The 26,593-nt window shown below is 36.3% G+C and carries 22 protein-coding genes; 14 read left to right on the top strand and 8 right to left on the bottom strand.

Going from position 1 to position 26,593, the window contains the following annotated elements; all coding sequences use genetic code 11:
• Positions 1–140: 140 nt before the first annotated feature.
• The 6 genes from AC13EX_RS16175 to AC13EX_RS16150 all read right to left on the bottom strand — a co-directional run bounded on the left by AC13EX_RS16175 (position 141) and on the right by AC13EX_RS16150 (position 7,319).
• Positions 141–707, bottom strand: coding sequence for an RNA polymerase sigma-70 factor (locus AC13EX_RS16175; protein WP_048643912.1), 567 nt, complete (start codon positions 705–707; stop codon positions 141–143).
• Between the two features lie 307 nt (positions 708–1,014).
• Positions 1,015–1,929: a glycerophosphodiester phosphodiesterase gene (locus tag AC13EX_RS16170; RefSeq protein ID WP_048643913.1), complete on the bottom strand. Its 915-nt coding sequence runs from the start codon at positions 1,927–1,929 to the stop codon at positions 1,015–1,017.
• Positions 1,930–2,541: 612 nt separating this feature from the next.
• Positions 2,542–3,696: a mannonate dehydratase gene (gene uxuA, locus AC13EX_RS16165; protein ID WP_482893471.1), complete on the bottom strand. Its 1,155-nt coding sequence runs from the start codon at positions 3,694–3,696 to the stop codon at positions 2,542–2,544.
• A 21-nt stretch (positions 3,697–3,717) separates the two neighbouring features.
• Positions 3,718–5,139, bottom strand: a complete 1,422-nt coding sequence (locus AC13EX_RS16160; RefSeq protein ID WP_482893470.1) for a Gfo/Idh/MocA family protein — start codon at positions 5,137–5,139, stop codon at positions 3,718–3,720.
• Positions 5,140–5,196: 57 nt separating this feature from the next.
• Positions 5,197–6,069 (bottom strand): ThuA domain-containing protein, encoded by an 873-nt coding sequence (locus tag AC13EX_RS16155; RefSeq protein ID WP_339716801.1) that lies wholly within the window; start codon positions 6,067–6,069, stop codon positions 5,197–5,199.
• 38 nt (positions 6,070–6,107) lie between these two features.
• Complete coding sequence (locus tag AC13EX_RS16150) at positions 6,108–7,319, bottom strand: DUF6807 domain-containing protein (protein ID WP_482893469.1); 1,212 nt, start codon at positions 7,317–7,319, stop codon at positions 6,108–6,110.
• A 406-nt stretch (positions 7,320–7,725) separates the two neighbouring features.
• Between AC13EX_RS16150 and AC13EX_RS16145 the strand changes: the two genes are divergently transcribed.
• Complete coding sequence (locus AC13EX_RS16145) at positions 7,726–8,748, top strand: LacI family DNA-binding transcriptional regulator (protein ID WP_482893468.1); 1,023 nt, start codon at positions 7,726–7,728, stop codon at positions 8,746–8,748.
• A gap of 203 nt (positions 8,749–8,951) precedes the next feature.
• Here AC13EX_RS16145 and AC13EX_RS16140 read toward each other — a convergent pair whose 3' ends face one another.
• The gene (locus AC13EX_RS16140; RefSeq protein WP_482893467.1) at positions 8,952–11,741 is read right to left on the bottom strand and encodes an alpha/beta hydrolase family protein; all 2,790 of its coding nucleotides are present in this window, start codon (positions 11,739–11,741) and stop codon (positions 8,952–8,954) included.
• A gap of 425 nt (positions 11,742–12,166) precedes the next feature.
• Between AC13EX_RS16140 and AC13EX_RS16135 the strand changes: the two genes are divergently transcribed.
• The 11 genes from AC13EX_RS16135 (at position 12,167) to AC13EX_RS16085 (ending at position 23,593) form a co-directional block, all read left to right on the top strand.
• The gene (locus AC13EX_RS16135; RefSeq protein ID WP_048643919.1) at positions 12,167–12,640 is read left to right on the top strand and encodes an Lrp/AsnC ligand binding domain-containing protein; all 474 of its coding nucleotides are present in this window, start codon (positions 12,167–12,169) and stop codon (positions 12,638–12,640) included.
• Between the two features lie 252 nt (positions 12,641–12,892).
• Positions 12,893–14,338, top strand: a complete 1,446-nt coding sequence (gene sufB / locus AC13EX_RS16130) for a Fe-S cluster assembly protein SufB (protein WP_048643920.1) — start codon at positions 12,893–12,895, stop codon at positions 14,336–14,338.
• Between the two features lie 12 nt (positions 14,339–14,350).
• Entirely contained in the window at positions 14,351–15,112 is a 762-nt protein-coding gene (gene sufC / locus AC13EX_RS16125; RefSeq protein WP_048643921.1) for a Fe-S cluster assembly ATPase SufC, read from the top strand.
• A 25-nt stretch (positions 15,113–15,137) separates the two neighbouring features.
• Positions 15,138–16,445, top strand: coding sequence for a Fe-S cluster assembly protein SufD (sufD, locus tag AC13EX_RS16120; RefSeq protein WP_482893466.1), 1,308 nt, complete (start codon positions 15,138–15,140; stop codon positions 16,443–16,445).
• Positions 16,420–17,676, top strand: coding sequence for a cysteine desulfurase (locus AC13EX_RS16115; RefSeq protein ID WP_048643923.1), 1,257 nt, complete (start codon positions 16,420–16,422; stop codon positions 17,674–17,676). The genes sufD and AC13EX_RS16115 overlap by 26 nt, the downstream gene beginning before the upstream one ends.
• On the top strand, positions 17,676–18,107 hold the full coding sequence (locus tag AC13EX_RS16110) for a SufE family protein (RefSeq protein ID WP_048643924.1): 432 nt from the start codon (positions 17,676–17,678) through the stop codon (positions 18,105–18,107). Before AC13EX_RS16115 ends, AC13EX_RS16110 begins: the two co-directional genes overlap by 1 nt.
• Positions 18,100–18,450, top strand: a complete 351-nt coding sequence (locus tag AC13EX_RS16105) for a DUF59 domain-containing protein (protein ID WP_048643925.1) — start codon at positions 18,100–18,102, stop codon at positions 18,448–18,450. The genes AC13EX_RS16110 and AC13EX_RS16105 overlap by 8 nt, the downstream gene beginning before the upstream one ends.
• A gap of 24 nt (positions 18,451–18,474) precedes the next feature.
• Complete coding sequence (locus tag AC13EX_RS16100; protein WP_048643926.1) at positions 18,475–18,891, top strand: BrxA/BrxB family bacilliredoxin; 417 nt, start codon at positions 18,475–18,477, stop codon at positions 18,889–18,891.
• Between the two features lie 295 nt (positions 18,892–19,186).
• Positions 19,187–20,473, top strand: a complete 1,287-nt coding sequence (locus AC13EX_RS16095) for a citrate synthase (protein ID WP_048643927.1) — start codon at positions 19,187–19,189, stop codon at positions 20,471–20,473.
• 260 nt (positions 20,474–20,733) lie between these two features.
• Positions 20,734–22,440, top strand: a complete 1,707-nt coding sequence (locus tag AC13EX_RS16090; protein ID WP_048644700.1) for a DEAD/DEAH box helicase — start codon at positions 20,734–20,736, stop codon at positions 22,438–22,440.
• Between the two features lie 508 nt (positions 22,441–22,948).
• Complete coding sequence (locus tag AC13EX_RS16085; RefSeq protein ID WP_048643928.1) at positions 22,949–23,593, top strand: Pr6Pr family membrane protein; 645 nt, start codon at positions 22,949–22,951, stop codon at positions 23,591–23,593.
• A gap of 352 nt (positions 23,594–23,945) precedes the next feature.
• Here the strand turns inward: AC13EX_RS16085 and AC13EX_RS16080 are convergent, their stop codons facing one another.
• A complete protein-coding gene (locus tag AC13EX_RS16080; RefSeq protein WP_048643929.1) occupies positions 23,946–24,890 on the bottom strand; it encodes a ketopantoate reductase family protein in 945 nt (314 codons plus the stop codon).
• A gap of 97 nt (positions 24,891–24,987) precedes the next feature.
• Between AC13EX_RS16080 and AC13EX_RS16075 the strand changes: the two genes are divergently transcribed.
• The gene (locus tag AC13EX_RS16075) at positions 24,988–25,686 is read left to right on the top strand and encodes a class I SAM-dependent methyltransferase (RefSeq protein ID WP_482893464.1); all 699 of its coding nucleotides are present in this window, start codon (positions 24,988–24,990) and stop codon (positions 25,684–25,686) included.
• Between the two features lie 100 nt (positions 25,687–25,786).
• Positions 25,787–26,539, top strand: a complete 753-nt coding sequence (locus AC13EX_RS16070; RefSeq protein WP_048643930.1) for a TerC family protein — start codon at positions 25,787–25,789, stop codon at positions 26,537–26,539.
• The last annotated feature ends 54 nt before the right edge of the window (positions 26,540–26,593 follow it).

The following is a 26,593-nucleotide window of genomic DNA, read 5'->3' as shown; positions in this document are numbered from 1 at the left end:
AAAAGTAACATGAAACCGGTTTTACACTTAGTAAGTAAAAAATTTATTTAAACAATTAAGTACTTTTAATAATTTATTTATCAAACTAACTTAATATTTTTAAATTATAATTCTTAAATATTGACAAAATAAAAAATTTATTAAATTAAATAAGCAAATAATTGGTAAAAACAAAAAAATATTCCGTTCACATTTTTTTTAATAAATTTTAAGGCTTTATTCAAATGGGCTTCAACTGTGCGGATTGAAATATTCAATTGGCCTGCTATTTCTTTGTTTGAAAGTTGTTCTTCCCTACTTAAAATGAAAACTTCTCGACACTTGACGGGTAATTGGTTAATTATAATTTTTAAATTAGATACCATCTCTTTTTCTTCTAAGATCAAGTCAACCCCCAAATTATCCGGTAGATGATTAAAAAACTGTTCAAGATCAGTTGTTGGTTTTAAATCCCTAATAGCGTTCATTGCCTGAAATTTAACCGCCCTAAACAGGTAGCTCTCTAATTTTTCAATTTTATTGGATTTTGCTCTTTCCCATAATTTCACAAATACCTCTTGCACAATATCTTCACAAACAATCTGGTCCTCAAAAATTTTATAGGCATATACATAAAGCTGCTTCCAATACTTTTCGTAAATGGCATTGAATGCCTCCTCTTTTCCTTTATAAAGGAGTAAACTAAGATCTTTATCAGTTAGGTTCAATTAGCTTTATAGGATATTTTGACCGCTAAATAAAGCTATTTTTTATTTATCAAAAAAATTAAAATTTCATGAAATAAATCAAATTAAATGACTAAGTGAAAACCTATTCCAACCCCTTTCCAATAAAAAAATGGTCTTTAACACCTGATTTCAAATAAATTACCTGCTTAAAAAAAAATGCGGTCTAAGCTAATTGCAATCCATATTTCACATCAATTTCAAGAATGATTAATCACCCATATACTTGTTTTTTACCTTTTCAATTTATAAACCCTGCTTTACCACCAAGAGAGTTAATATTTATCAACTATTTTTTTATTGGATGTTTTTTCGGTGTACTATAACTGGGCACCACTGGTTTGATTCCAAAATCATCAGCATATTGCATGGCTGTAACTATATCATTGACTAGAGGGAACTCGATTCCAAAATCAAACAGTTGCTTGAAAATCACAGGGTCATCGGTACCGAAATAATTGATACCAATACCTTTTTTATGAAGGCTTTTGGAATAATTTTGAAATTCCGGGGTAATAGGGCCTTTCAATTGAATAAAATCCGCTTTCATTGCAATGGTTCCTTCTACATAGTCTAATCCTCCGGATTGCCTTTCCATATTGCAAATCAAGATTTGATCTGATACAGACCTAGCCCCTTTTGCAGCATCTTCCATTACTGCCATCACTGCCTGGTGGGTTTTGTCCATTTCCAAAATTAGGGCTGCCACCTTCTTCCCTAACGCATACCCACCTTTAAGGTGAACATTTAACCATATATTATCCGGCATCATTTCCAAAACCTCTCTTAAAACAGGTACTTTTGTCCCTGCAAATGCCTCGTCTTTCCAACTTCCTGCATCCAAACTTCTAATTTCCTTTGAATCCATCAAGGCTACTTCCCCACTTCCGTTGGTGGTTCTGTCCAAGGTCCCATCATGCATAATTATAAGTGCAGAATCCCTGCTAAACTGAACATCAAATTCAATCATCTGAGCACCCGAGGCAATGGATTGTTCAAATGCCGGAATGGTATTTTCAGGATGACTAGTCATGGCTCCCCTGTGCGCACAAAAGCCTTTGCTCGGCATTTCTACATTTTGGGCCATGGAATTTTGGAGCAGGGTTACACTCATCAATAATAATAGAATGATAAGTGCTGAAATACCTTTTCCACTAACTGCATTAATAGAAATCCTGTTAATAATTGAACTTTGTAATGGCATGTTTTCTTCTGATGAATTTAATCAAATTTCTTGTTTGCGATCAATTAACAAGGTAATTCCCTTTTCCGGAAATTTCAAACCATTAGTCCTAGTAATAAAGCCCCAAATCAAATTGATAACAGGAATTTGACAATTATTTAAACAGGATTGAGGAATTTGAGCTTGTTTTATGATTTCAACCCAAATGGAGCGGATTTGTCAGTATTGCTGCATAAAAGGCAACAATACTGACAAATCCGTGATATACTTGTTAATTCCCCAAATGGCTATGAGCCATGAGTATGTTATTACGACCCGTTGGACCTAATGATCCAAAAAAATAGATAAGTAACTTTTTGAATTAATTCCATCACATAACCGAAGCGCTAATACAAATCTCAAGTTTAATTTAACCCGAAATATGCAATAGACAATCTATTACGTGCTGAAATCGCTTCAAAATCAGCCACTTCGTTGCTGTTTTGAATTTCACCATAGCGGTGCTATGCTAAAATATCCAAACAGCCTGATTTCCTTGCGATTGCAACACTTCCCGTAAACACGGGACAGGCTTCACCCCTGACTATTGTCAGGACGGAGAAATCCTATTACATAATCCGGGTTTAAAATAAACTACCTATCCAAACCTTTTTCCAAACCCCTCAGCTCTGCCAAGCCTTTTAATCGTCCTATTGCAGAATAACCTGGGTTTGTTTGCTTGTCGAGGTCATCTAAAAGCTGATGACCATGGTCAGGTCTGTAAATGACAGGGGGATTCCGCTTATTATTCAACCTAATTAATTGTTGCATAATAGAAACCATATCTACATCTCCATCCAAATGTTCCGCTTCATAAAAATCTCCCCTATTGTTCCTTTTAACATTTCTAAGGTGTGCAAAATGAACCCTTTCTCCAACCTTAGCCAAAATATCCGGTAGATCGTTGTGTGCTCCCGCACCTAGAGATCCGGTACAAAAACAGACACCGTTGAAAGATTCCGGAACTTTATCCAGAATGTACAATAGGTCCTCATCATTAGAAGCGATCCTTGGTAAACCCAATATTGGAAATGGAGGATCATCAGGATGAATGGTCATCGTAATCCCTTCTTCCTCACAGATCTGCTGAATGGACTTTAGAAAGTAAACCAGATTATCTCTAAGTCCATCTTTCCCTATTTCCTTATAAATAGCAATACTATTCATAAGGTCTTCTTTTGTCATGCTCTTTTCAGTGGGCACACCCATGAGAATGATATCGGAAAGCTCCTTTTTCCTTTCTTCATTCATGTAAACCCACCTTTGCTTTGCTAACTCGACTACTTCATCGGAGTAGAAGGAGAAAGCATTTTTTCTTTGCAATATATACTGGTCAAAACTTGCCAAATCTGCCCAATCAAAATAAAGCGCTTTGGCTCCATTTTGAAGAACAAAAGAAAGGTCTGTTCTAGTCCAATCTAAAACGGGCATGAAATTATAACACACAAGCTTTAGACCTGCCTTAGAAAGATTTTTTAATGTTGTCCTATAATTATCAAGGTATTTTTCACTTGCATCACTCCTTGTTTTTATGGCTTCATGAACAGGAACAGACTCTACTATGGACCATTTTAATCCTGAAGCTTCTATCAAGGATTTCCTTTCTAAAATCTCTTCCAATGGCCACACTTCTCCATGAGGAATATAATGTAAGGCAGAAACTACATCTGTAGCTCCTGCCTGTAAAATATCCTGAAGACTTACTGAATCATTGGGGCCAAACCAACGCCAGCTTTGAATTAATGACATAAACTCTTTTAGTGCGAATATTTATAGAATATTTGAAGTACCATAAGGATACCTTTGTGGACGTGATAACATTGAATTGGCTTCATCGTCATTTTTGAACTTTTCTCTGACAGGATCCCAATACAGTTTCCTCGGAAGTTTCATGGCAATATGGGAAACCAAGCAAGCACTGCAAGAACGATGCGCCACTTCTACTGGAGCGATGGTTTGCTCTCTGGAGACGATGCAGTCGAGCCAGTTCTTGTGCTGTTCTTCACTTTCATAAAGATGCACCTCATCAGGCCCTATTACTGAGCTTAAGATTTTTTGATCACTGGCTTTAAAAGCATCGCTGGCTTTTCCTCCAGGCACAGGATCACTGGCTGTTACTCCCACATTTCCACGAGCAACAAAAATCCAACCTTCAGTTCCTTCAAAACGCACTCCATTAGGATAATCACCACTTACTTCCATAATGACTCCATTGTCATATTTGGCTTTTACTTTAAAGTCCCCATGCACAGACCATAGCCCTTCGGTGGGAAAGGAAGCTGTCGCTTCAACTTCTATTGGACCCGAATATTCTTTACCCATGGCCCAATGTGCTATATCTAAATGATGTGCACCCCATCCTGTGATCATTCCTGCGCCAAACTGTTCACAACGCAACCAACCAGGTCTAGATGTAATATCGTCCTGAGAATGCACCCTGTCTAAGGTATAAGGTACCCAAGGAGTAGAACCTAACCACATATCATAATTTAGGTTTTTAGGAATAGGCATTTCTGTAGCCGTTCCTCCTGCCGGATCTCCGGGCAAACCAATAAATATTCTTTCAACTTTCCCTATTCGTCCATTACGCACCAACTCGCAAGCCCTCTTGAATTGTGGCCAAGGATTTTGTGACCGTTGCTGACTACCCATCTGAAAGACTGCTCCTGTTCTATGGATAGTATCACTTAGCATTCTTCCTTCTTCCACTGTCAAAGAGGTAGGCTTTTGAAGATAAACGTCTTTACCTGACAAGGCAGCTTCCATGGCTGGCTGTGCATGCCAGTGATCAGGAGTACTTACAATAACTGCATCTAAATCTTTTCGAGCTATCATTTCTCGAAAATCATCGTAAACTTTCACATCTACATAGTTGGACTTTCCGGTTTTTTTCTCATAAACACCCTCGATCCATTTTTTACCTTGAGCCCCACGGTTACTATCCACATCTGCAACAGCAATTACCCGGGCAATATCATTCTTCAATGTTTCCGGCAAATCATGTGTCATGGCTATTCTACCAAAACCTACCTGACCAATATTAATCTTATTACTTGGTGCATTTTTTCCTAAAACTGATGCAGGAACAATGGTGGGAAAACCTGTTACTGCCAAAGAAGCCGCCAATGCCCCTTTACCTGTTGACTTCATAAAATTCCTTCTGGATTCATTGGTATTTTTAGCGTTTTTCATAGAAGCACTCTTTATTATTGTTCTATTGTTAATTGAATATTATTAAAATTACATTCCTTATTTAAATTGCACAGGGCTATTCCAGGCCTTAGCGTATGCTTTTGAATAATCTTTTTTTGAAACTCGACTGGCCACATAATTCATTCCTTGATAAACATGCTTTAAATAAGTAGGATCTTCATAATCCTTTTTATTATGACCCAAAGCAGTTATCCAGGCAACTCCCCCATCAAAGTCTTGGTGCCAAACTGCTGGATAATACCTATGAAAAGAAGCTGTTAACTCCTTAACTTTTTCATTTTGTTCATTGTTTAGGGAGGTTAAATCATGGGCCATTAACACCTTTATTCCTGGGTAAAGCTCCTTCATCAGGTAACATTCATCTTCTTTTTCCCAAATACCAGGCATTCCTTCCATTGAAACATGGCTTCCATCCAATTTATTAATGGCCAATTTTTGGTATTTTGGATGCCAGACAAACCTGCCTCCAATTAGCATTTTAAACCACTCCCAGTTTCTTTCCGTACCTACAACTGAATGTAGCCCTACAATTCCTCCTCCTGATTGAATGTATCTTCTAAAAGCCAATCTTTGTGCATCATTGGTAAAAACCTCATTATTAGTACTTGGGAAAACCATCAAATCAATAGATTTCAAGTTTTCTTCTGTAAAATAGTTAGGATTATCTGTTACAGTAATATTGAATTTGTATTCAACCGCCATTTTTTCAAGGCTGGCTACAGCAAAAGGAATATTGTCATGTACAAATCCTTCCCCATTTTTGGTATACACCAGGACGTTCTTGTTTTTCAAATGGTTTTTTGGTGGTTTTGCAAAAGTATCTGCAGTGCTGGCTCCTATTAACAAGGCTACAAATAATACACTAAACAAGTATTTCAATAATTCATTATTTGTCACGCTATTCAACATTATGTAATTAAGATTAAGTATTTAATAAAATTAATGGATTAATATATAGTGATGGTGATTTTAGGTTTGTGAGCAAATTGAACCCAGGCGGCTTCCGCATCCTCAGAACTTATCTTTTTTGAGGAAACCAAAAAGCGATAATTAAGTTGGTAGGATTTTCCTGCCTCCAAATGCCAATCCATATTTTTAGTTGGTGCAAAATTAGCATACATGTCTCCTCTGTCATACATGTCCTCAGGCCAAACCCTCAAAGGTTCCGGATGATTAAAATTAGAAGGATAAGACATCATCACGACTGCACCATAGTCCTCATCCAACTCCCCCTGAACAATGCACCATCTGGCCAAACTACCATCGGCCGATTTCCTATCCAAGCCTTCTGATGTTATGACTTCACTATTATAACGGTCCCATTTTTCAGTAGTTCGCCATCCTAGACTTCCATACCTGTATTCTTCCAAAACAACGCCCTCATCAGGGGATGTATTTAATACTATATTTATATCTGCCAAATAGTAATCATTGTCTTTTTCCAATGCAAAGATCCGAGTACCTTGTACCTCTGTCATGGCTACCTCAGGCACCTCTCTGTTCTTTAAAACAACATGTTCATGGAGGGCTTTGTAATCAGCAAAAACAGGGCCTGATGTCCTATTAATAAAATTGGCAAACCTCACTGTGCCTTGCTTTTCCTTTAAATTCCAAAAATCAATAAGTTCATTTTTATAAGTTACTCTGGTCCAAGGGTTCCAAAGTCCATAATGGTGGTAATGGTCAGAAGGTTGAATTCTGGTTAAGGCCTTCCCTGTTGGCGTCCACATAGGATGTACAAAGCCACTTCGGGCATAAGCACTGTCTATGCCTTCAGGAGGATAGGCCATTCCATGATTGTATTGCCATAAATTTTCTCCGTGTTTCTTAATAACCAAACTGTTTTCATTTACTTCTAGGGCTAAAAAATTTAGCGTTTTTTCTGTTTCCGATTTTCTATGCAATTCAAATACTCGAACAGATTTCTCCCTATCAGATTGAGGAGCAATCATCCAATAAAGCGTTCTTCCGTTTAAATTGTCTATTTGAAATGGGACTTGAATGGATTCACCTGAAGTAATATCTACCAAGCTTAATAAGGTATCTGACAATGGGGTAATTGAGGAAAGATCTACAGATACAGGATAGCCGAATCTGGATATTATATCCACTTCAACTTTTATTTCAGCTATTTTTTGGGCTACGACTGAAAATGACATTGAAAAACCTATGATTAGACAAATGAGTCCTTTAAATTTCATTTTTATTTTTTTTGAAACGATATTACAAAAATCATTTTCCGTAAACATATTAATATATTTATTTCAATACAACCGATTTCATAAAATTTTATACTCATTTTAACTCAAAATCTCCTCTTAAAAAATAAATTTCAAACTATTTTGCATTAAAACTACCAAACAATTAAGAGGTTTAGCATTTATTATCGCCTTTTACCATATTCAAGCACTCTTTTATTTCACAAACAAAAAATAAAATTTCTTTTTAAAGTTTAAAATATTAATTTCCAATAGAAGTACAGTATAATCGATATATTGAAATCGGTTGCATAAATCTTTTATTTTAATTATAATTAGATTTAATTATTGCCCAAGTCACCATTAAATGAATAAGGAAATAACTATTTACGATATTGCAAAGGAGGTAGGAATGTCTCCTACTACCGTCAGCAGAGCCCTAAGTAACCATCCCCGTGTTAAAGAAAAAACCAGGGGAAAAATCTTGAATGCAGCAAAGATCCTAGGGTACCAATCCAACATTTTTGCTTCTAGTCTCCGGAAAAAACGGTCCAAAAGTATTGGCGTAATTATCCCGAAATTAAACAGCCCCTTTCAGTCCTCGGTAATGGCGGGCATGGAAGAAATAGCCACACAAGCTGGGTATAATCTGGTAATCAGCCAATCTACGGAATCTCTTGAGAAAGAGATTTCCAATGCCAACACCATGTTTAACAGCCGTGTAGACGGACTCCTCGTTTCAAAAGCTGGTACAACAGACAATATTGAACACTTTGCTCCTTTTTTCAAAAAACAAATCCCTGTGCTTTTCTTTGATAGAGTACCGGAAAACAACAATTGTACGGGAGTAGTCATCAATAACACTCAAGCCATCTATGATGCAACAAGCCACCTAATAAAACAAGGATGTAAACGTATTGTACATGTTTTAGGAAATCTTAAAATCAACGTTTATTCCGACCGCTTGAAAGGGTATAAATACGCCCTTTTGGATCATGGATTTGTCTTTGAAGAAGAAAACATCATCACCAATGACCTTGGTGAAGAATCAGGAGATCGAATTGTTGAAAAAATCATGGAATTAAACCCGCGCCCTGATGGGTTGCTTGTTTCCAATGATACCTGCGCTGCTAGTTGCTTGATGGCCCTAAAAAAGAAAAAAATAAGGGTTCCTGAGGACATGGCAATTGTTGGCTTTAACAATGACCTGATTTCAAGAATGGTGGAACCCAATCTCAGCACGATTAACTACCCCAGTTATCACATGGGTGAAGTGGCTATGAAAAACTTAATTAACCATTTGGATGAGGAGCACCATGAAATCCTTCAAAAAACAAACACCATAACCCTTAGGCACGAATTAATCATAAGGGAATCCTCAAAGAGATGAGTTAATCTTTCAATTGCTATCCAAATCCTCTTACTATATTTAGGTCTAAAATGATTTCTAAGAAACCAAAGCAATACCTAAAGCTAAATTTTGCTTTAGGTATTGCTTTGAATAGACAGTAAACTTCATTTACTATACGTAATCACTTCCTTAGGTATCTGAATAGAATACGAAACCTATTCATAATTCAGGTTTATCTGATTTCAATCTGCACTTAACTCATACTTTAAAGTTTTCCCCTTTTCTATTGCCGGAAGACCTTCTGTCATCCACACGGGTGCTTTCTCTCCTTTAAGGTAATGGTCAAAAAATTGAGACAATCGAATACTCAAATCTTTTTTATTCTTTCTCTCTTTCAAGTTATGGTCTTCCCCATTGTAAACCAATAACCAAGAAGGAACATTGTTTCTCTTTAAGGCCATAAAAAACTCAATGCCTTGGTACCAAGGAACTGCACCATCCTTATCATTGTGCATAATCAAAACAGGCGTCTTCACCCTATCCGTAAAGAATAAAGGAGAATTCTCAATATAATACAATGGCTTCTCCCAAAGAGTGCCCCCAATCCTTGATTGGGTTTGTTCATATTGAAACATGCGGCTCATGCCAGTCCCCCAACGAATACCACCATAGGCAGAGGTCATATTTACAACCGGAGCACCAGCACCTGCCGCTTTAAACATATTGGTCTGAGTAACGATATAAGCCACTTGATAACCTCCCCAACTTTGCCCTTGAATACCAATATTGTCTTTATCTACAAAACCTTTTGCCACCATGGCCTGAACACCGGGTACAATACAGTCAAAAGCGCTAGGCCCAGGCAAGCCTATTTTGTATTTTATATCAGGTACAAAAACCAAGTACTCATTGCTCACGAAATAAGGAATATTGATAATTGATGCCGATGGAACAGGGGAATAGTACTGATGTAAGGCATCCGATCTTCGCTCATAAAAATACACCATCATTGGGTATTTCTTTTCCGGGTTAAAGTTTTCTGGTTTAAAAAGCAATCCATTCATGCTATCACCTTCACTGGTCAAATAGTCTACCAATTCTACATCTCCCCAGTTAATCTCTTCCTGCTGTTTATTTATTTGGGATAGGCGCTCTTCTTTATGAAATCCAGTAGTAGCATAATATACATCCGGGCTGGATTTAAATGTTGACTTTTGATAAATGTATCGTTTTTTACTTTCTGCTACTTTTAAACCATTATAAGATGCAGGCCCAAAAACAAGGGCTTTGGGTTTATGATTACCTTTCCAATCCCCCAGAAAAAAACCACTGTTTTTGGTTGTATTTTCAAACCCCTTTAACACCATGTCCTCACTTAAATCGTAATAATCCTTTTCAGGATCTAAATTCATTAAGCGAAAAGTCATTTTATTGTTCTCCTTATTTTCTCTGGTAAGATTTTTGGCTTTGTTAAGGTCAAAAGGATCTATTTTCCATACATCAAACCGATCATAAACTAGAAAGTGCTCATCATTAGCAGTCCAGCCTGGGCTACCATAACTCCCTGGCAAAGAAGGGCTGTCATGCAACTCATTAAACATGGCCTCCTTAATTCCCGAAGTCAATGAAATTCTCTCTTTACTTTCCAGATGAATGGCCTGCCAAGAACTATCAGGAGCATTGTACCAATAAACAAACTTACCAGCAGGAGAAAGTTTCGGATTACCGATTACCTCATTGGCCAATAAATGAACCTCACCTGTATACAAGTTAATACTACTAAGGTCCTCTGCTATCTGAATATCCCAGCTATATGCTCTTCGATAATGGTCATCGTTCCTTATTATGGCCCAATTCCCTTTTTTAAACCTATTGAAATGAATTTGACTACTTTTAGTGTCTTTATAAACTTGTATTTTATCAGAGTTAATTTGATAAACTGCTACTTGACTTTCTTTTTCTTTATCCTTCAAATTCTTTAACTGCATTGGCTGGATTTCTTTGTCTTGCCAACCCCAAATATCCAGACTGACTCTCTCTTCCTCCAAAATACTAGTATCGGCTTCATAAGCGTATTTTTCAGGCGATGGATTCCATCCGAAAAACAAAAGTTCTCCAGAATTAGAGAAAGATGGTGAAAAGTGCTCGCTAATTTTATTGTCTAACTGATCAGGAATATTCTCCCAGGATTTCAAGTCTCCCTCAGCCCCCAGAAAATACAATTGAAAACCTTTCTCCTCTTCTTTTTCCTCAGTGGCACTTCCCAAAAAAGCGAATTTCTCAGCATCAGATGAAAAAACAGGTGATTTGAAACTTGTCAAGTGATCTACAAGGATGTTTTCATTACCAGTCTCTAAATTAAGGATAGAGACCATTTTTGATTTGTCAATTTCAGCATCCCCTACTTTGACCAAAAACATTTTTTGACCATCATCGGAAAAACCATAATCCAATACCTTCTCAAACGTAAAGGACTTCTCATCAGCAAAATTATTTACAGTTAAATTAAAAGATTTATCCTCCGCCTTAGATTTTTTCACCTCATTAGAACTGGTATCCTTTTCTATTTTTACAGATGTATGATAAGCATACCATGTTTTCACTTTTTTCGGCACCTTAACCCCACTTACTTCAGGCACCTTTGTTTTTTCACCACTTTTCAGGTTAACCAATAACAAGCTGTCTTTGGGAAAATCCTCTTTGTCTACTTTTCTAAGTTTAAGTTGCCTTAAACTGTCTTTTTCAGGACTTATCAACCCCAATAACCATTGGCTTTTTTCAGAAAATGAGGTTTGAGATGCTCTTGGAACAATGATTTTCTGCTTATTTCCGGAAGTATTGCTCAATTGAAGCCTTCCATCCCCATCCTGAAGGGAAATTTCTATAGCCACCCATTCTCCATTTTTAGAAAATTTCTTATTCGAAATTGATTCCCAGGAGTCATAATCCTGGTGTGACAATGATCTTTTCGTTTGTTGAGCGGCAACATTGAATGCCAAAAACAGAAAAATAATTAATGTATAAAATCTCAAACCTTTAGTCTTTAAATTTAAACTTTTAAACTTCGAAGATAATCTTTTCCATAATCCTTAGGGTAAAAAATGAAACTTTTAAATAAAGCAGCAAGAAACCTTAAAATTAAAAAATTTAGACATAATTAAAATCAGGCATGTTAGCAAAGTAAGCAGTAATCCTAACCGCTCACCTTCCGCGCCAGCTTTTAGCCTTTCAAATCAAATTTAAACCAATAGTCACCTGCATTATTTGGGACTACCCAATAGGATTTTTTATTTAGTATGCAATTAATATCTTTTTAAAATTAGTATAATTACAAGCTATAGGATATCCAGCGGAGGCATTTCTTATTCATAAAAAGAAAAATAGTCTTTAAATTCTTTGACAATTTAATAATTTAACCAGATCTTTATTTTGGAATCAACAATTAACTTATTGAAAAATGGACAAAATTTTAGATATTGACAATGTAGACCTCAAAATTATATCTCTACTCAATAAAGATGCCAAAACCCCATATACAGAAATAGCTAAAAAAGTATTCGTTTCTTCAGGAACTGTTCATGTTCGAATGAGGAAATTGGAAGATTTGGGCGTGGTGAAGAGTGCTACATTGAACATAGATTTTTCAAAATTGGGATATGATATTTCTGCCTTCCTTGGTATTTATTTGGAAAAAAGCTCCCTTTACGATACTGTTATTGAAAAGTTAAAAGATATTTCAGAAGTTATAAACGCTTATTATACAACAGGAAATTATAGTATTTTTGCGAAAATAATATGCAAGGACACCAACCATTTGAGAGAAGTTTTGAACAAAATTCAATTGGTAGAAGGTATTGATAGGACGGAAACGCTTATCGTATTGGAGGAAAGTATCAATAGACCAATCCATCTTGTAACAGACAAAAAATAGGGTAAATTTAGTTATTAAGATTAAATCTAAATAAAAAATATATTTAGGTTTTTGTATAATGTATATGGTTTTTTTAATATTTACCTTTTTAACTAGCAGTAATTTTTTTATATTATTTTATTGATATTTAACAGGTTAACTACTGATTTTAATAAAATTTCATTTAATTCCCTTCCTTTTAGAACAATAAAAAATAGATTAATGTTATATATTTGTGGATCAAAATATAATTAGTCTAAATAACTCTTTTTTATGAGCAAGGACAATGAAATCTTAGAAGAATTAACCTCCAGAGAATATGAACACGGATGGTCAGTAGATTACGAAGCTGATGAGGCTCCTATTGGCCTTAACGAAAACATCATTCGGTGGATTTCTTCCAAAAAAGAAGAGCCTAAATGGCTTTTGGATTGGCGTCTCAAAGCTTTTGAACAGTGGAGAAAAATGGATGAGCCTACTTGGGCAAATGTTCATTACCCTAAATTAGACCTTCAAGCATTGAGGTACTATTCCGCTCCAAAACAAAAAAGCAAATCCAAAAACATTAGCGATATAGATCCCGAGCTTTTGAAAATCTACGAAAGGTTGGGCATCTCTTTGAATGAGCAAAAAAGACTGCAAGGAATTGCAGTAGACGTGGTGTTGGATTCAGTATCTGTTGGAACTACTTTCAAGGATACACTTTCCAAGTTGGGTGTGATTTTTTGTTCATTTAGTGAAGCAGTTGCAGAACATCCGGATTTGGTTAAAAAATACCTGGGCTCTGTTGTCCCTGCTACGGACAACTACTACGCGGCGCTAAATGCTGCTGTATTCTCTGATGGTTCGTTTTGCTATATACCTAAAGGGGTACGTTGCCCAATGGAACTTTCAACCTATTTCAGGATTAACGCAGCCAATACAGGGCAGTTTGAGAGAACGTTAATTGTAGCAGAAGATGAATCTTATGTCTCTTATCTTGAAGGATGTACCGCCCCACAAAGGGACGAGAACCAACTTCATGCGGCAGTAGTTGAAATATATGCAGCAAAAAATGCTGAAGTAAAATATTCAACTGTTCAAAACTGGTATCCTGGTGATAAAAACGGCAAGGGTGGAATTTACAATTTTGTAACCAAAAGAGGTATTTGTGCAGGAGACAATTCCAAAATATCTTGGACGCAGGTAGAAACAGGATCTGCGGTGACTTGGAAATACCCTTCTTGTATACTTAAAGGTGACAATTCTATAGGTGAATTTTATTCTGTAGCAGTAACGAACAACTACCAACAAGCGGATACAGGTACCAAGATGATACATATTGGTAAAAACACCCGTTCAAGGATTGTATCTAAGGGAATTTCTGCTGGAAAATCACAAAATTCATACAGAGGTCAGGTTCAGGTAATGAAACGTGCCACCAACTCAAGGAACTTCTCTCAATGTGACTCTCTTCTTATGGGTGACAAATGTGGAGCACATACATTCCCATATATAGACATACAAAATCCTTCTGCAAAAGTAGAACATGAAGCAACAACTTCTAAGATTGGAGAAGATCAGATTTTCTATTGTAACCAAAGAGGAATAAGCTCTGAGGATGCAGTTGCACTTATCGTAAATGGATATGCCAAAGAAGTATTGAATCAACTCCCTATGGAGTTTGCGGTTGAAGCTCAGAAACTTTTGGCCCTTACATTAGAAGGAAGCGTAGGTTAAAAAATTAAAAAAATGTTATCAATAAAAAATTTACACGCTGCAATCGAAGGCAGCCCGATATTGAATGGTATTAATCTTGAGATTAAACCAGGAGAAGTACATGCCATCATGGGGCCCAATGGGTCTGGAAAATCAACCTTAGCTTCTGTACTAGCTGGACGTGAAGAGTATGAAGTAACCGAAGGTTCTGTTACTTTCAAAAACAAAGACATCTTAGAGCTTAGTCCAGAAGATAGAGCAAGGGAAGGTATTTTTCTTGCTTTTCAGTATCCGGTAGAAATACCAGGTGTTAGCTCTACAAACTTCTTAAGAACTGCTGTAAATCAGGTAAGGGAATACAGAGGCCAAGCACCTTTAGACGCAGTGAAATTTCTTTCTTTAATGAAAGAAAAAATGAAGTTGGTGGAAATAGACCAAAAGCTATTAAGTAGGGCTTTGAACGAAGGTTTTTCCGGTGGTGAAAAGAAGAAAAATGAAATTTTTCAGATGGCCATGTTGGAACCTACACTTTCTATTTTGGATGAAACAGATTCAGGATTGGATATCGATGCGCTTAAAGTAGTGGCAAATGGTGTTAATCAACTTAAATCTAAGGACAACGCAACCATTGTGGTAACTCACTACCAACGTTTGCTGGATTATATTGTCCCTGATTTCGTGCATGTATTGTACAAAGGACAAATTGTAAAATCTGGTACAAAAGAATTGGCCCTTGAACTTGAAGCCAAAGGTTACGACTGGATCAAGGAAGAAGTATCAGGAGCAAAGGTTTAATTTTAATCCAAGATTTTAATTTCTAATGACAGTATCAACAAAAAATGACCATAAACTGGTTGAATTATTCCTTTCGAACCAGACGAGTTTAGAAAAATTTAGTCTGTTTAAAGAATTGAAGTCTGCTGCCAAAGCATCTCTGGATGAAACCGGGTTTCCTACGCTAAAAGAAGAAGAGTATAAGTTCACGAATATCAACAAGCGAATTCTTGATAAGATAAAGAAATTCACTTCACCAAATGCAATAAGTAATATTGCTGAGGTTCTGAAATCACATCCATTGGTTAATTCACTAGAAGGTTTTAAGCTCATCAGAAACAATGGTGTCTATGAACCTGAATTATCATCCAATAGCGAAGGATCATTTACAGTTACTCCTTTTGCTGACTTGAATCAAGAGCAGGCTGAGGAGATTGGCACTATAGAAACTGTAAGCAAAGATCCTTTTACAGCACTCAATTCTTATTCTTTTGAATCAGGTATTCACATTGAAGTTGCAGATGGTTCAATAATAAAACAACCAATATTATTGGTCGACGTGGTAAGCGCTGATTCAATGGGAGAATGTGTACAGCCAAGAACTTACTTCAAAGCAGGCAAAAACAGCCAGGCAACCGTTATAGAAATAACAATCTTCGTTAATGAATCTGCTGTTTTTCTCAATGAAGTCGGAGAATGGAACATAGATAGCAATGCACACATTCGCCATTATAAACTTCAGAATGGACACAAAAATGAATTAGGCGTAAGCAATACCAGCTCTAATATAGAGCGAGATGCTACTTTCACATCTGTATTGTTAAGTTTAAGTGGGGATATGTTGAGAAACAACCTAAGCCTTAATCTCAATTCAAGCAATTGTGAGGGAAACATGTATGGACTCTATATGTTAAATGGGAAAACCCATGTGGACAACCATACCAATGTAGACCACAAGATGCCGCACTGCGAGTCAAATGAACTTTATAAAGGCATTTTAGCAGACCATTCAAGAGGAGTGTTCAATGGTAAAATATTTGTAAGGCAAGATGCGCAAAAGACAAATGCTTTTCAGCAGAACAACAATATTTTACTGTCTGAAGATGCCATTCTAAATACGAAACCTCAACTTGAAATTTGGGCAGACGATGTGAAATGTTCTCACGGCTGTACTACAGGGCAACTTGACGAAGAAGCACTCTTTTATCTTCGTGCTAGAGGAATAGGAAAAGAAAGTGCCAAATCCTTATTGCTCTATGCCTTTGCAGGTGAGATACTAGATAAGATTACGAATTCAACCTTTAAAAATTATTGTGAAGAAATAGTACATGAGCGACTTGGAGGCAGCAATTAAAACAAATTCAGGGATCATAGCTGAGGAGAAAATCAGAGCACTTTTCCCAATACTTCATCAAGAAGTTAATGGAAAACCTTTGGCCTATTTTGACAATGCTGCTACCACACAAAAGCCGATTCAAGTTATTGAAGCCTTAAAAAACTATTACGGGGTAGACAATTCTAATATTCATAGAGGAGCTCATACCTTAGCTTCAAGAGCTACAGACTATTTTGAACAGACAAGGGAGCTTGTTAAAACCTTTATTAATGCCCCTTCAGTGGAGGAAGTTATTTTCACCAAGGGGACTACAGAAAGCATTAATTTAGTTGCTTCCACCTTTGGTAGAAAATTTATCAATGCGGGCGATGAGATCATTATCTCTACATTGGAACATCATTCCAATATTGTACCTTGGCAGATGTTATGTGAAGAAAAGGGAGCAATATTAAAAATAATCCCTATTCATGACAATGGGGAGTTGGATTTGGAGGCTTATAAAAACCTTCTGTCAGACAAAACCAAAATGGTGGCTGTGGTTCATGCATCCAATGCTTTGGGTACAATCAACCCTGTAAAGGAAATGATTACACAAGCCCATTCTGTTGGTGCCAAATTTTTACTAGACGGTGCACAGAGTACAGCCCATTTAGAGGTAGATGTTCAGGATTTAAACTGTGATTTTCTGGCCTTTTCGGCCCATAAAGTATACGGTCCAACAGGAGTTGGAGTACTCTATGGAAAGCGGGAGGTTTTAGAAGCCATGCCACCCTATCAGGGAGGAGGTGAAATGATTAAAGAGGTTTCCTTTTCAAAAACTACCTACAATGATATTCCGTATAAATTTGAAGCGGGAACACCCAATATAGGGGACGTAATAGCTTTCGCCGAAGCCATCAAATTTATCAATCAGCTTGGCAAAGCTGCTATACGAGCTCATGAAAACCGCCTTTTAGCTCATGCTACAGAAAGCTGTTCTAAAATTAATGGTTTTATTCCAATAGGTACGGCCAAAGATAAAGTCAGTGTACTGAGCTTCGGCATAAATAACATTCACCCATTTGATGTGGGAATGATGTTGGATGCCTCCGGTATTGCCGTTAGAACCGGACACCATTGCACCCAACCACTTATGGAGCGGTTTAATATTGAGGGAACTGTCAGGGCTTCCTTTGCTGTTTACAATACCATGGAAGAAATTGACCGGCTTGTAGAAAGCCTGACTAAAATCTCAAAAAGGAAAAATTAATGGCAGATATCAACGCTATTCAGGAAGAAATCATAAGCGAATTTGAAATTCTGGGTGATGACAAGGAATCAACCATCTACTACATCATGGAGCTAGGAGACCAATTGGCTGAATTTCCTGAAGAAGAAAAGAAAGAAGACAATATCATCAAAGGGTGTCAATCTAAAGTTTGGTTAACGACTACATTTGAAGATGGAAAAGTTCATTTTCATGCTGACTCAAACACTGACATTACCAAAGGTCTAATAAGTTTGCTTATTAGGGTGCTTTCAGGAAGGAAAGCCAGTGAAATAATAAATGCGGACCTATATTTTATCGAAAAGATTGGAATGGGTAATATTATTGGTTCACAACGATCAAATGGCTTAACTGCTATGATCAAACAAATGAAGCTATATGCAATAGCTTATCAAGCCAAAATAAATGCATAAAACAGCTATGGAGAAAACAGATCAATCAATAGACGATCAAGAAGAGATAAAAAGAAAGGTTGTCAATGCTATTAAAGAGGTATATGATCCAGAAATTCCAGTAGATGTATATGAGCTTGGTCTTATATATGAAATTACGGTATACCCTGTTAATAACGTATATATTCTTATGACGCTAACATCACCCAACTGTCCTGCGGCAGAGTCTATCCCTTCTGAAGTAAAGAGCAGTGTAGCTAATATCGAAGGAGTAAACAATGTTGAAGTTGAACTTACCTTTGACCCTCCCTATTCTCAAGACATGATGTCGGAGGTAGCAAAGCTTGAATTGGGATTTTTATAGAAAAAACTTATAAACAAAAAAAATATGTATCCAGAAGAATTGATTGCGCCAATGCGTGCAGAGCTTACAGAAGCAGGTTTTAAGGAATTCAGGACATCTAAAGATGTCGAAGATCATCTTAGCGAACACAAAGGAACCACTTTCATCGTTGTGAACTCTGTTTGCGGATGTGCTGCTGGAGCAGCTAGACCAGGAGTTCGAAGTGCTTTGGAGAAAGCTTCTAAAAAACCTGATGTTTTGGCCACAGTATTTGCAGGCAATGATGCTGAAGCAGTAGCTAAATTCAGAGAATTGGTCCTTCCTTATCCTCCCTCCTCTCCTGCCATGGCATTGTTTAAAGATGGTGAATTGGTACATTTCATAGAGAGACATCACATTGAAGGTAGAAATGCACAAATGATCGGTGATCATTTGGTAGAAGTATTTGAACACTTCTGTTAAAGAAAGCCCATCATGGGCTTTCTTTAATCTATTACAATACAATAAATATCGATTAAAATAAATTTGGTCAATTTCAGCAAAGATAAATCTGAATTGGTGAAATAACGGATACAATAATTATTTTTATTAGGAGACTTCCACTTTTTTCCAAATTATGTTTTATTTTTCAATAATTAATCCTTTGGCATTTGGATTGTATTTTCGGAATTTATTAACCAAATTTTACTAAATTGTAGTCAAATCTATTTTAACTGATCAATCTAGATACTTTATAAAATCATTTAATAATAAACACATGTCGGATATTGCTAAACTATCCTTTAAAGGTAAAGAATATGATCTTCCAGTCACCGAAGGTACAGAAAATGAAACTGCAGTTGATATTGCAAAATTACGTGGCCAATCAGGGTTAATCACCATTGATCCGGGTTTTAAAAACACTGGATCAACGAAAAGTGCCATAACGTTTTTGGATGGGGAGAAAGGTATTTTAAGGTATAGAGGCTATAATATTGAAGACCTAGCAGAAAACTCCAACTTTTTGGAAGTTTCATATTTGTTGATAAATGGTGAATTACCGACTACCGATCAATACAACGATTTTTCAGACAGAATCACAAAGCATACCCTTGTTCATGAGGATATCAAAAAGATTTTGGACGGTTTCCCTTCTGTAGCCCACCCAATGGGGGTTTTATCTTCTCTGATCTGCTCACTTACGGCTTTTTACCCAAATTCTCTAGATCCTAATAATACGGATGAAGAGATTCAATTGAGTATGGTACGACTATTGGCCAAAATGCCAACTTTCGCTGCTTGGGCTTATAAAAACAAGATGGGACATCCTGTAAATTACCCTGACAATAGCTTAGACTATTGTGGTAATTTTATGAAAATGATGTTTTCATTGCCTTCTGAAAAATATGAAATAGATCCAGTGATTTCAAAAGCATTGGATAAATTATTGATCTTACACGCAGATCACGAGCAAAATTGCTCTACTTCTACAGTAAGGATAGTAGGCTCATCTCAAGCCAGTATTTACGCTTCCATATCTGCTGGAATCAATGCCCTTTGGGGTCCTTTACATGGCGGTGCCAACCAGTCAGTAATAGAAATGCTTGAAGCAATTAAAGCAGATGGTGGAGATTCTAAAAAATACCTAGAAAAAGCCAAGGACAAAAATGATCCATTTAGACTAATGGGATTTGGTCATAGGGTTTACAAAAACTTTGATCCTAGAGCGAAGATAATCAAGAAAGCTGCAGATGATGTATTGGAGAAATTAGGTATAAATGACCCAGTACTTGACATCGCTAAAGAACTAGAAAGCGCTGCCCTTAGTGACCAGTATTTTGTAGATAGAAAACTTTATCCTAACGTTGATTTCTACTCTGGTATTATTTACAGAGCTTTGGGAATACCTACTGACATGTTTACTGTTATGTTTGCATTGGGAAGACTTCCAGGTTGGATTGCTCAGTGGAAAGAAATGCGTGAAAACAATGAACCAATTGGTAGACCAAGACAAGTCTACGTTGGTGAAACAGAAAGAGATTTCGTTGCTATTGATAAAAGATAGTCAAGTACTTAAGCTTAAAAATAAAAAGGGTCTTTGGGCCCTTTTTTTTATTTAAATCAAAATTATATTTAGAAATAGTCCATCCTATTTACGGTTTATTCTATTTATAACCTCATTATAGTTGTTTATCAGGTATAATATCCTTACCTTTGCAACTTATTTAAAATATACATTTTTCTCCTACGCCGTGGGGTTCCTTATTGTTGATCGACACTGGGATATTTTGGAATACCGTGGCTTTGAGAAGTAAGGAACATTTCATGGAAAAAGAATTATTATTTTCAGACCTTGGGGTTTCGGAAGAAATCTTAAGGGCGGTAGAAGATATGGGCTATACCCAACCTTCACCCATTCAAGCGCAAACCATCCCCTTATTATTACAAGGTGCAGATGTAATTGGTCAGGCACAAACAGGAACAGGTAAAACAGCTGCTTTCGGTATACCAATAATTGATCGTATAGACAGTTCAAATAGCAAGCCTCAAGCTTTAATTTTATGCCCTACTAGAGAATTAGCTGTTCAGGTAGAAGGAGAAATCGTTAAATTAACCAAGTACAACAGGAAAATATCATCTACTTGTATCTATGGTGGTGAGGCGATTGATAGGCAAATCAGAAGCCTTAAAAAAGGTGTTCAAATTGTGGTAGGTACTCCTGGAAGGATTATGGATCACATGGACAGAAGAACCTTAGATCTTAGCAAAGTTAGCATCATCGTGCTGGATGAAGCTGACGAAATGTTAGACATGGGATTTCGTGATGATATAGAAAAGATATTGAGCTCTATGCCTAATGAAAGGCAAACGGTTTTCTTTTCGGCTACTATGCCTAAACCTATTCTAGAGCTTACTAGAAAATATCAAACAGATCCTGAAATAATTAAGGTATTACGTAAGGAACTTACTGTAGAGAACATCTCTCAACTTTATTTTGAGGTAAGATCAGGATTAAAAACTGATTTAATAAGCAGGCTAATCAATCTTCACCAATACAAGCTTAGTGTGATTTTTTGTAACACTAAGAGGGTTACAGATGAAGTAACTGAAGAGTTAACTGCTAAAGGTGTACCTGCTGAAGCTTTACATGGTGACTTGTCACAAGCACAAAGAACCAAGGTAATGAACAAATTCCGTAAAGGACATTGTTCAGTATTGGTAGCAACTGATGTTGCTGCTAGGGGAATTGATGTAGAGAACGTTGAAGCTGTTTTCAATTTTGACCTTCCACTTGATGAAGAGAATTATGTCCATAGAATAGGACGTACAGGAAGAGCTGGTAAATCAGGTACAGCAATAAGCTTTGTATCTGGAAGAAGAGACGCTGGAAAAATCCGCGACCTGGAAAGATTTATCAAAACAAGCATTGATAAGGCTGCTCCCCCATCCGTGGATCAGTTAATTCAAATGAAAAGAGATCAGCTGACCAAGGATATCCACAGACAATTGGCCAAAGAAGATGACAATACTGTATTTGAGCAGGCAATTGAAAGTCTTCAAGCAGAAGGCCTCAGCCTAGAGCAAATAGCGCTAAGCTTGGTTAAAATGCAACTTGGTGAAGCCATTGATAAGTTCAAGGAAATGAACTTCACTCCTGAGAAAGATCGTGGCGGAAGAGATGACCGAAGATCCAAAAGAGATCGTGGAGATAGAGGCGATAGAGGTACTAGAGGTAGATCTGGTGAAAGAGGAGATCGTAGTGGTAGAAGAGGTGGGAAAAAAGAAAGAGAACCAAATATGGCTCGTCTTTTCCTAAACCTTGGTAAAAAAGATCGAATTCGTCCAAATGACATCGTAGGAGCCATTGCTGGTGAAACTGGTGTATCTGGTGGAAGTATCGGTGAAATTGATATTTATGATAGCTTTTCTTTTGTGGACATTCCTAAAAAAGATGCAAGTCATGTTATCAATGTCATGAACACCAATACCATAAAAGGTAAACAAGTGAATTTTGAGATTTCTAAACCTTAAGTTCGAATCATGCAATAATTAATTATTGCAGATATCAGCTTAATAGTTTTCTTAAAATTATTAAAATACAAAAGCCATTCATTAATTTGAATGGCTTTTGTATTTAAGTCTAAATTATAGCATTTTTAACCCGGATTATGTAATAGGATTCGAAATTAGTGTTGCAATCGCAAGAAAATCAGACTGTTTGGAGATTTTAGCATAGCACCGCTATGGTGAAATTGAAAACAGCAACGAAGTGGCTGATTTTAAAGCGATTTCAGCACGTAATAGATTGTCTGTTGCATATTTCGGGTTTAACCTGAAAGATTATATAGTAATCCTATACCAATAGGAAATGAAACCTAAAACAGTCATTAATTACATTGTTTACACTACACACTAACAGCAAGCTTAAGTAGCTAAACGGTTTAATTTCCCTATGATTTTACCCACCTTCAAATGGTTTAATTTAAAAGGTCAATTTTAAACTCACTAAATTCAAACACATTATTTCAATAGATGCATTATGAAAAATAAATTCGAAATATTAGGCTTGATTATTACAGGTTTTGCGCTATTGACTCAATTTTATCTAATTATAGAAAATAGACAAGCATCAATTACTGAAACCATAACCAGGTTCTTTAGTTTTTTTACTGTCCTTACAAATACATTGGTTGCCCTATTTTTTATCACCATAATTTTTAAGCTTAAGCAAGGTCCCTTTAAAATTCTTTCCAATCAAACAGCTTTGACAGCAATCACCACATTCATACTTATAGTAAGCTTAGTGTATCAATTTGCATTAAGAGGAATCTGGCAGCCTACCGGCATGCAGTACCTTATTGATGAGCTACTTCATAGTATAGTGCCCTTGTATGTACTTATTTACTGGCTATTCACTTTGGATAAAAGCGCTTTAGAGTTAAAGCCTGTCTTCACCTGGCTATTGTATCCTATGTTTTATTTATCGTTTGTTTTTACAAGAGGTTATTTTTCGGGATTTTATCCTTATCCCTTTTTAAATATTCCAGAAATTGGACTTATAAACACCTTGCAAAACATCCTTGTAATAATCGGTGTTACTGCTATACTATTCAGTATTATGTTATTTATTGGCAAAATAATAATCAGTAAACGAACTGTTAGTATACATCAAGAAGAAAATTAGCAAATCCTAAACTAACTGATAATCCATCTAATACAACAGTTCCAAACGATGCCAGTATTTCCTATTCCAAAATCTGCATAAATAGAATAGTAAAGCCTAAAGCCTGGGCTTTTAATAATTACGCTCCTACATTTAGGTACTCAAGAAAGTCCATGTCCAATTTATAAGGTTAATGAATTTTAACATGGATTATGTAACAGGGTTTACGAGGAGTTTTGCAATCGAAAGACAATCGTTGCTGTTTGAAGATTTTAGCATAGCACCGCTATGGTGAAATCTCCAAACAGCAACGAAGTGGCTGATTTTGAAGCGATTTCAGCACGTAATAGATTGTCTATTGCATATTTCGGGTTTAAGTATTAGTCGCAGAGACATTTGATAATCTTTTGGATATTTTCTCTTCCAATTCTATATATACAGGGCAAGCCAAGTCATAATTGTGTGAATTTTTTATCACCTCGTCTACCAGGGTTTCTTTCTCTCCTTTAATTCCTCTTTCTATATCCAATTGGAAAGAAGACTTCGCGGTATATGGGAAATTTGAAATCATCTCGAAAGCTGCCTCTATGTCAGAATCGCCTAAGGCAATACCATGTTTTTGCGCCAACAGAATCAACTCTGCCATTAAACTTCTCCAACATTTAATCAATTCAGGTTTGGTTCTAATATCTCCGAAATTCACATCATATGCTGCTGACAATGTACCCAGACTTGATATAAATAAAAACTTTTTCCAAAGGTGCGTACTCACATCTTCCACCAAGCTCAAAGGAACCTCGCACTTAGCAAGGAATTCAAACGCCCAATTGTATTTGTCCGTCGATGGCTTACCAATAATTACTTTCCCTGGACCTCCAAGGTGCTTGATATGCCCAGGTTCTAGAACATTAGAAATTAAATAAATGCAGGCGTCCAAAACTTCTGATTTATCAAGCAAAGTTCGGACACTTTGGGCAGCATTTACCATATTCTGTAGGGGTAAAACAAGAGTATTTTCACCAAAAATTGATTTGTTTTCAATTATGGCACTTTCCATGGACTGTGATTTGGTAGCCAAAATAACTAGGTCATAAGCAACATTTCCTTCACCACTAAGAATTAAACCATCTGGCATTAAAACTTCCTCTTTTTCCGGAGAAGTAAATAGTAAGCCCTTTGACTTTATGGTATCGTACGTTGTTCCCCTAGAAATAAAATCAATTTTTATTTCGTCATTCTTACGGTTAGATAAAATTTTCGCTCCTAAAAATCCTCCTACACCTCCTATACCAAGGATGGCTATCGACTTTACTTTCATTTTATTTCTATTTTATTCCAGGATGATGTTTATTATATTCCCTATTAATTGTCAATTACCAGCTAATTGTTTAAAAAATCAATTAAATCAAAAAAGTATGTATCAGGAATGGAGATATAATGAATTTCAACAAACAGGTAAAGATTACGCTTCACAGGATGAAGTAGATGTTTATGATCCAACACATGATGATTTCAGAGATTTAGCTAAAGAGCTCAAAGAAACCGTCAATTGGTTAAATCCTAAGCCCAATTCAAAAATTTTAGACATTGGTTGCGGCACAGGTAATTTTTCTATCCAATTGTCCACTCTCTGTGAAAAGGTGTACGCAATCGATGTTTCCGAAACCATGCTAAAATTTGCTCAATCCAAAGCCATAGCAGCCTATGCCACAAATATTTCTTTTTCCCATACAGGCTATTTGAATTTTGACCTTCCAAAAGATCATCTTGACGGAGTGATCAGCTCACTTTCCCTACATCATCTTCCTGATTTTTGGAAAAGTGTCGCCCTCATTAGAATATTTAGAGTGTTAAAGCCTGGTGGAAGGTTCTATTTATATGATGTGGTCATTCCTGATCAGCAATCAAAAGATACGATCGATGCTTTTATTGACAGGCAAGAACGACGAGGAGGTGCATTTATGAAAGAAGATACGATAATCCATTTTAAAGAAGAGTTCTCCACTTTTGACTGGGTTATGAAAAAGCTCTTGTTGGATGCTGGATTCCTCATTGAAAAAGAAATTTTAAGTGATGGGGTGTTTAAAAATTATTTTTGCCAAAAGCCATTGTAATTTCCTGCTTTAATCTACATTTGATCAAAAATTACGTACCAACCAAAACAGGTTAAAAAATACGGTTGAGAAGTAAAATCTATTTTTAAACAGACTTTAAATGGAATTATTCCTTCAAACAGAAACATGGATTGCTCTACTGACCCTTACCTTTTTAGAAATCGTATTGGGAGTAGATAATATTATTTTTATTTCAATAGTATCGAATAAACTTCCAGAAAACCAACAAGAAAAAGCCAGGAAAATTGGTTTGAGTTTGGCCTTGGTTTTTAGAATAATCCTCCTTTTAGGCATCTCTTATATTGTTCAGTTTACCCAACCAATAATTAGTATTGTTGGCTTTGAACTGAGTGGAAGAGATTTGATCTTGTTTTTTGGAGGCTTGTTTTTACTTTTTAAATCTACCATGGAAATCCATCACAAAATTGAAGGAACGCCAGAAGAAATAAAAGCCAATTCTACAAGCAGTTTGAAAGGTGTAATTTTACAAATCGTTTTTCTAGATATTATCTTTTCTTTTGACAGTATACTTACTGCTGTCGGACTGGTAAAAGAAGTATCCATTATGATTATTGCTGTGGTTATCTCCATATTGATCATGATGGCTTTTGCAGGTCAAATAAGTAGGTTTATCAACAAGCACCCTACCCTGCAGGTTTTAGCCCTTTCATTCTTAATGTTAATTGGGTTTATGCTTTTGGTAGAAGGCTTACATTTTGAAGTTCCTAAAGGTTATATCTATTTTGCTGTATTTTTCTCCCTAGCAGTGGAAATCATCAACATGAGGGTAAGGAAAAAAACAAATGGCAATCCAGTTGAACTTAAGCCAAGGATCAAACAAACGGATGATTAGATCCGAGTTCAAGTAATAGAAGGATTTTTCACTATTAGCAAACAATGCGCATTC

The organism is Cyclobacterium sp. L-R, from assembly GCF_056859355.1.
The sequence above is the reverse complement of the archived record's forward strand: the minus strand, read 5'-3'. Positions and strand labels throughout refer to the sequence as shown.

Bases quoted from the DNA above. Each gene is read 5' to 3' on its own strand.
- AC13EX_RS16170 (WP_048643913.1), bottom strand. From the start codon at position 1,929: ATGCCATTACAAAGTTCAATTATTAACAGGATTTCTATTAATGCAGTT.
- uxuA (WP_482893471.1), bottom strand. From the start codon at position 3,696: ATGTCATTAATTCAAAGCTGGCGTTGGTTTGGCCCCAATGATTCAGTA.
- AC13EX_RS16160 (WP_482893470.1), bottom strand. From the start codon at position 5,139: ATGAAAAACGCTAAAAATACCAATGAATCCAGAAGGAATTTTATGAAG.
- AC13EX_RS16155 (WP_339716801.1), bottom strand. From the start codon at position 6,069: ATGTTGAATAGCGTGACAAATAATGAATTATTGAAATACTTGTTTAGT.
- AC13EX_RS16150 (WP_482893469.1), bottom strand. From the start codon at position 7,319: ATGTCATTTTCAGTCGTAGCCCAAAAAATAGCTGAAATAAAAGTTGAA.
- AC13EX_RS16145 (WP_482893468.1), top strand. From the start codon at position 7,726: ATGAATAAGGAAATAACTATTTACGATATTGCAAAGGAGGTAGGAATG.
- AC13EX_RS16135 (WP_048643919.1), top strand. From the start codon at position 12,167: ATGGACAAAATTTTAGATATTGACAATGTAGACCTCAAAATTATATCT.
- sufB (WP_048643920.1), top strand. From the start codon at position 12,893: ATGAGCAAGGACAATGAAATCTTAGAAGAATTAACCTCCAGAGAATAT.
- sufC (WP_048643921.1), top strand. From the start codon at position 14,351: ATGTTATCAATAAAAAATTTACACGCTGCAATCGAAGGCAGCCCGATA.
- sufD (WP_482893466.1), top strand. From the start codon at position 15,138: ATGACAGTATCAACAAAAAATGACCATAAACTGGTTGAATTATTCCTT.
- AC13EX_RS16115 (WP_048643923.1), top strand. From the start codon at position 16,420: ATGAGCGACTTGGAGGCAGCAATTAAAACAAATTCAGGGATCATAGCT.
- AC13EX_RS16110 (WP_048643924.1), top strand. From the start codon at position 17,676: ATGGCAGATATCAACGCTATTCAGGAAGAAATCATAAGCGAATTTGAA.
- AC13EX_RS16105 (WP_048643925.1), top strand. From the start codon at position 18,100: ATGCATAAAACAGCTATGGAGAAAACAGATCAATCAATAGACGATCAA.
- AC13EX_RS16100 (WP_048643926.1), top strand. From the start codon at position 18,475: ATGTATCCAGAAGAATTGATTGCGCCAATGCGTGCAGAGCTTACAGAA.
- AC13EX_RS16095 (WP_048643927.1), top strand. From the start codon at position 19,187: ATGTCGGATATTGCTAAACTATCCTTTAAAGGTAAAGAATATGATCTT.
- AC13EX_RS16090 (WP_048644700.1), top strand. From the start codon at position 20,734: ATGGAAAAAGAATTATTATTTTCAGACCTTGGGGTTTCGGAAGAAATC.
- AC13EX_RS16085 (WP_048643928.1), top strand. From the start codon at position 22,949: ATGAAAAATAAATTCGAAATATTAGGCTTGATTATTACAGGTTTTGCG.
- AC13EX_RS16080 (WP_048643929.1), bottom strand. From the start codon at position 24,890: ATGAAAGTAAAGTCGATAGCCATCCTTGGTATAGGAGGTGTAGGAGGA.
- AC13EX_RS16075 (WP_482893464.1), top strand. From the start codon at position 24,988: ATGTATCAGGAATGGAGATATAATGAATTTCAACAAACAGGTAAAGAT.
- AC13EX_RS16070 (WP_048643930.1), top strand. From the start codon at position 25,787: ATGGAATTATTCCTTCAAACAGAAACATGGATTGCTCTACTGACCCTT.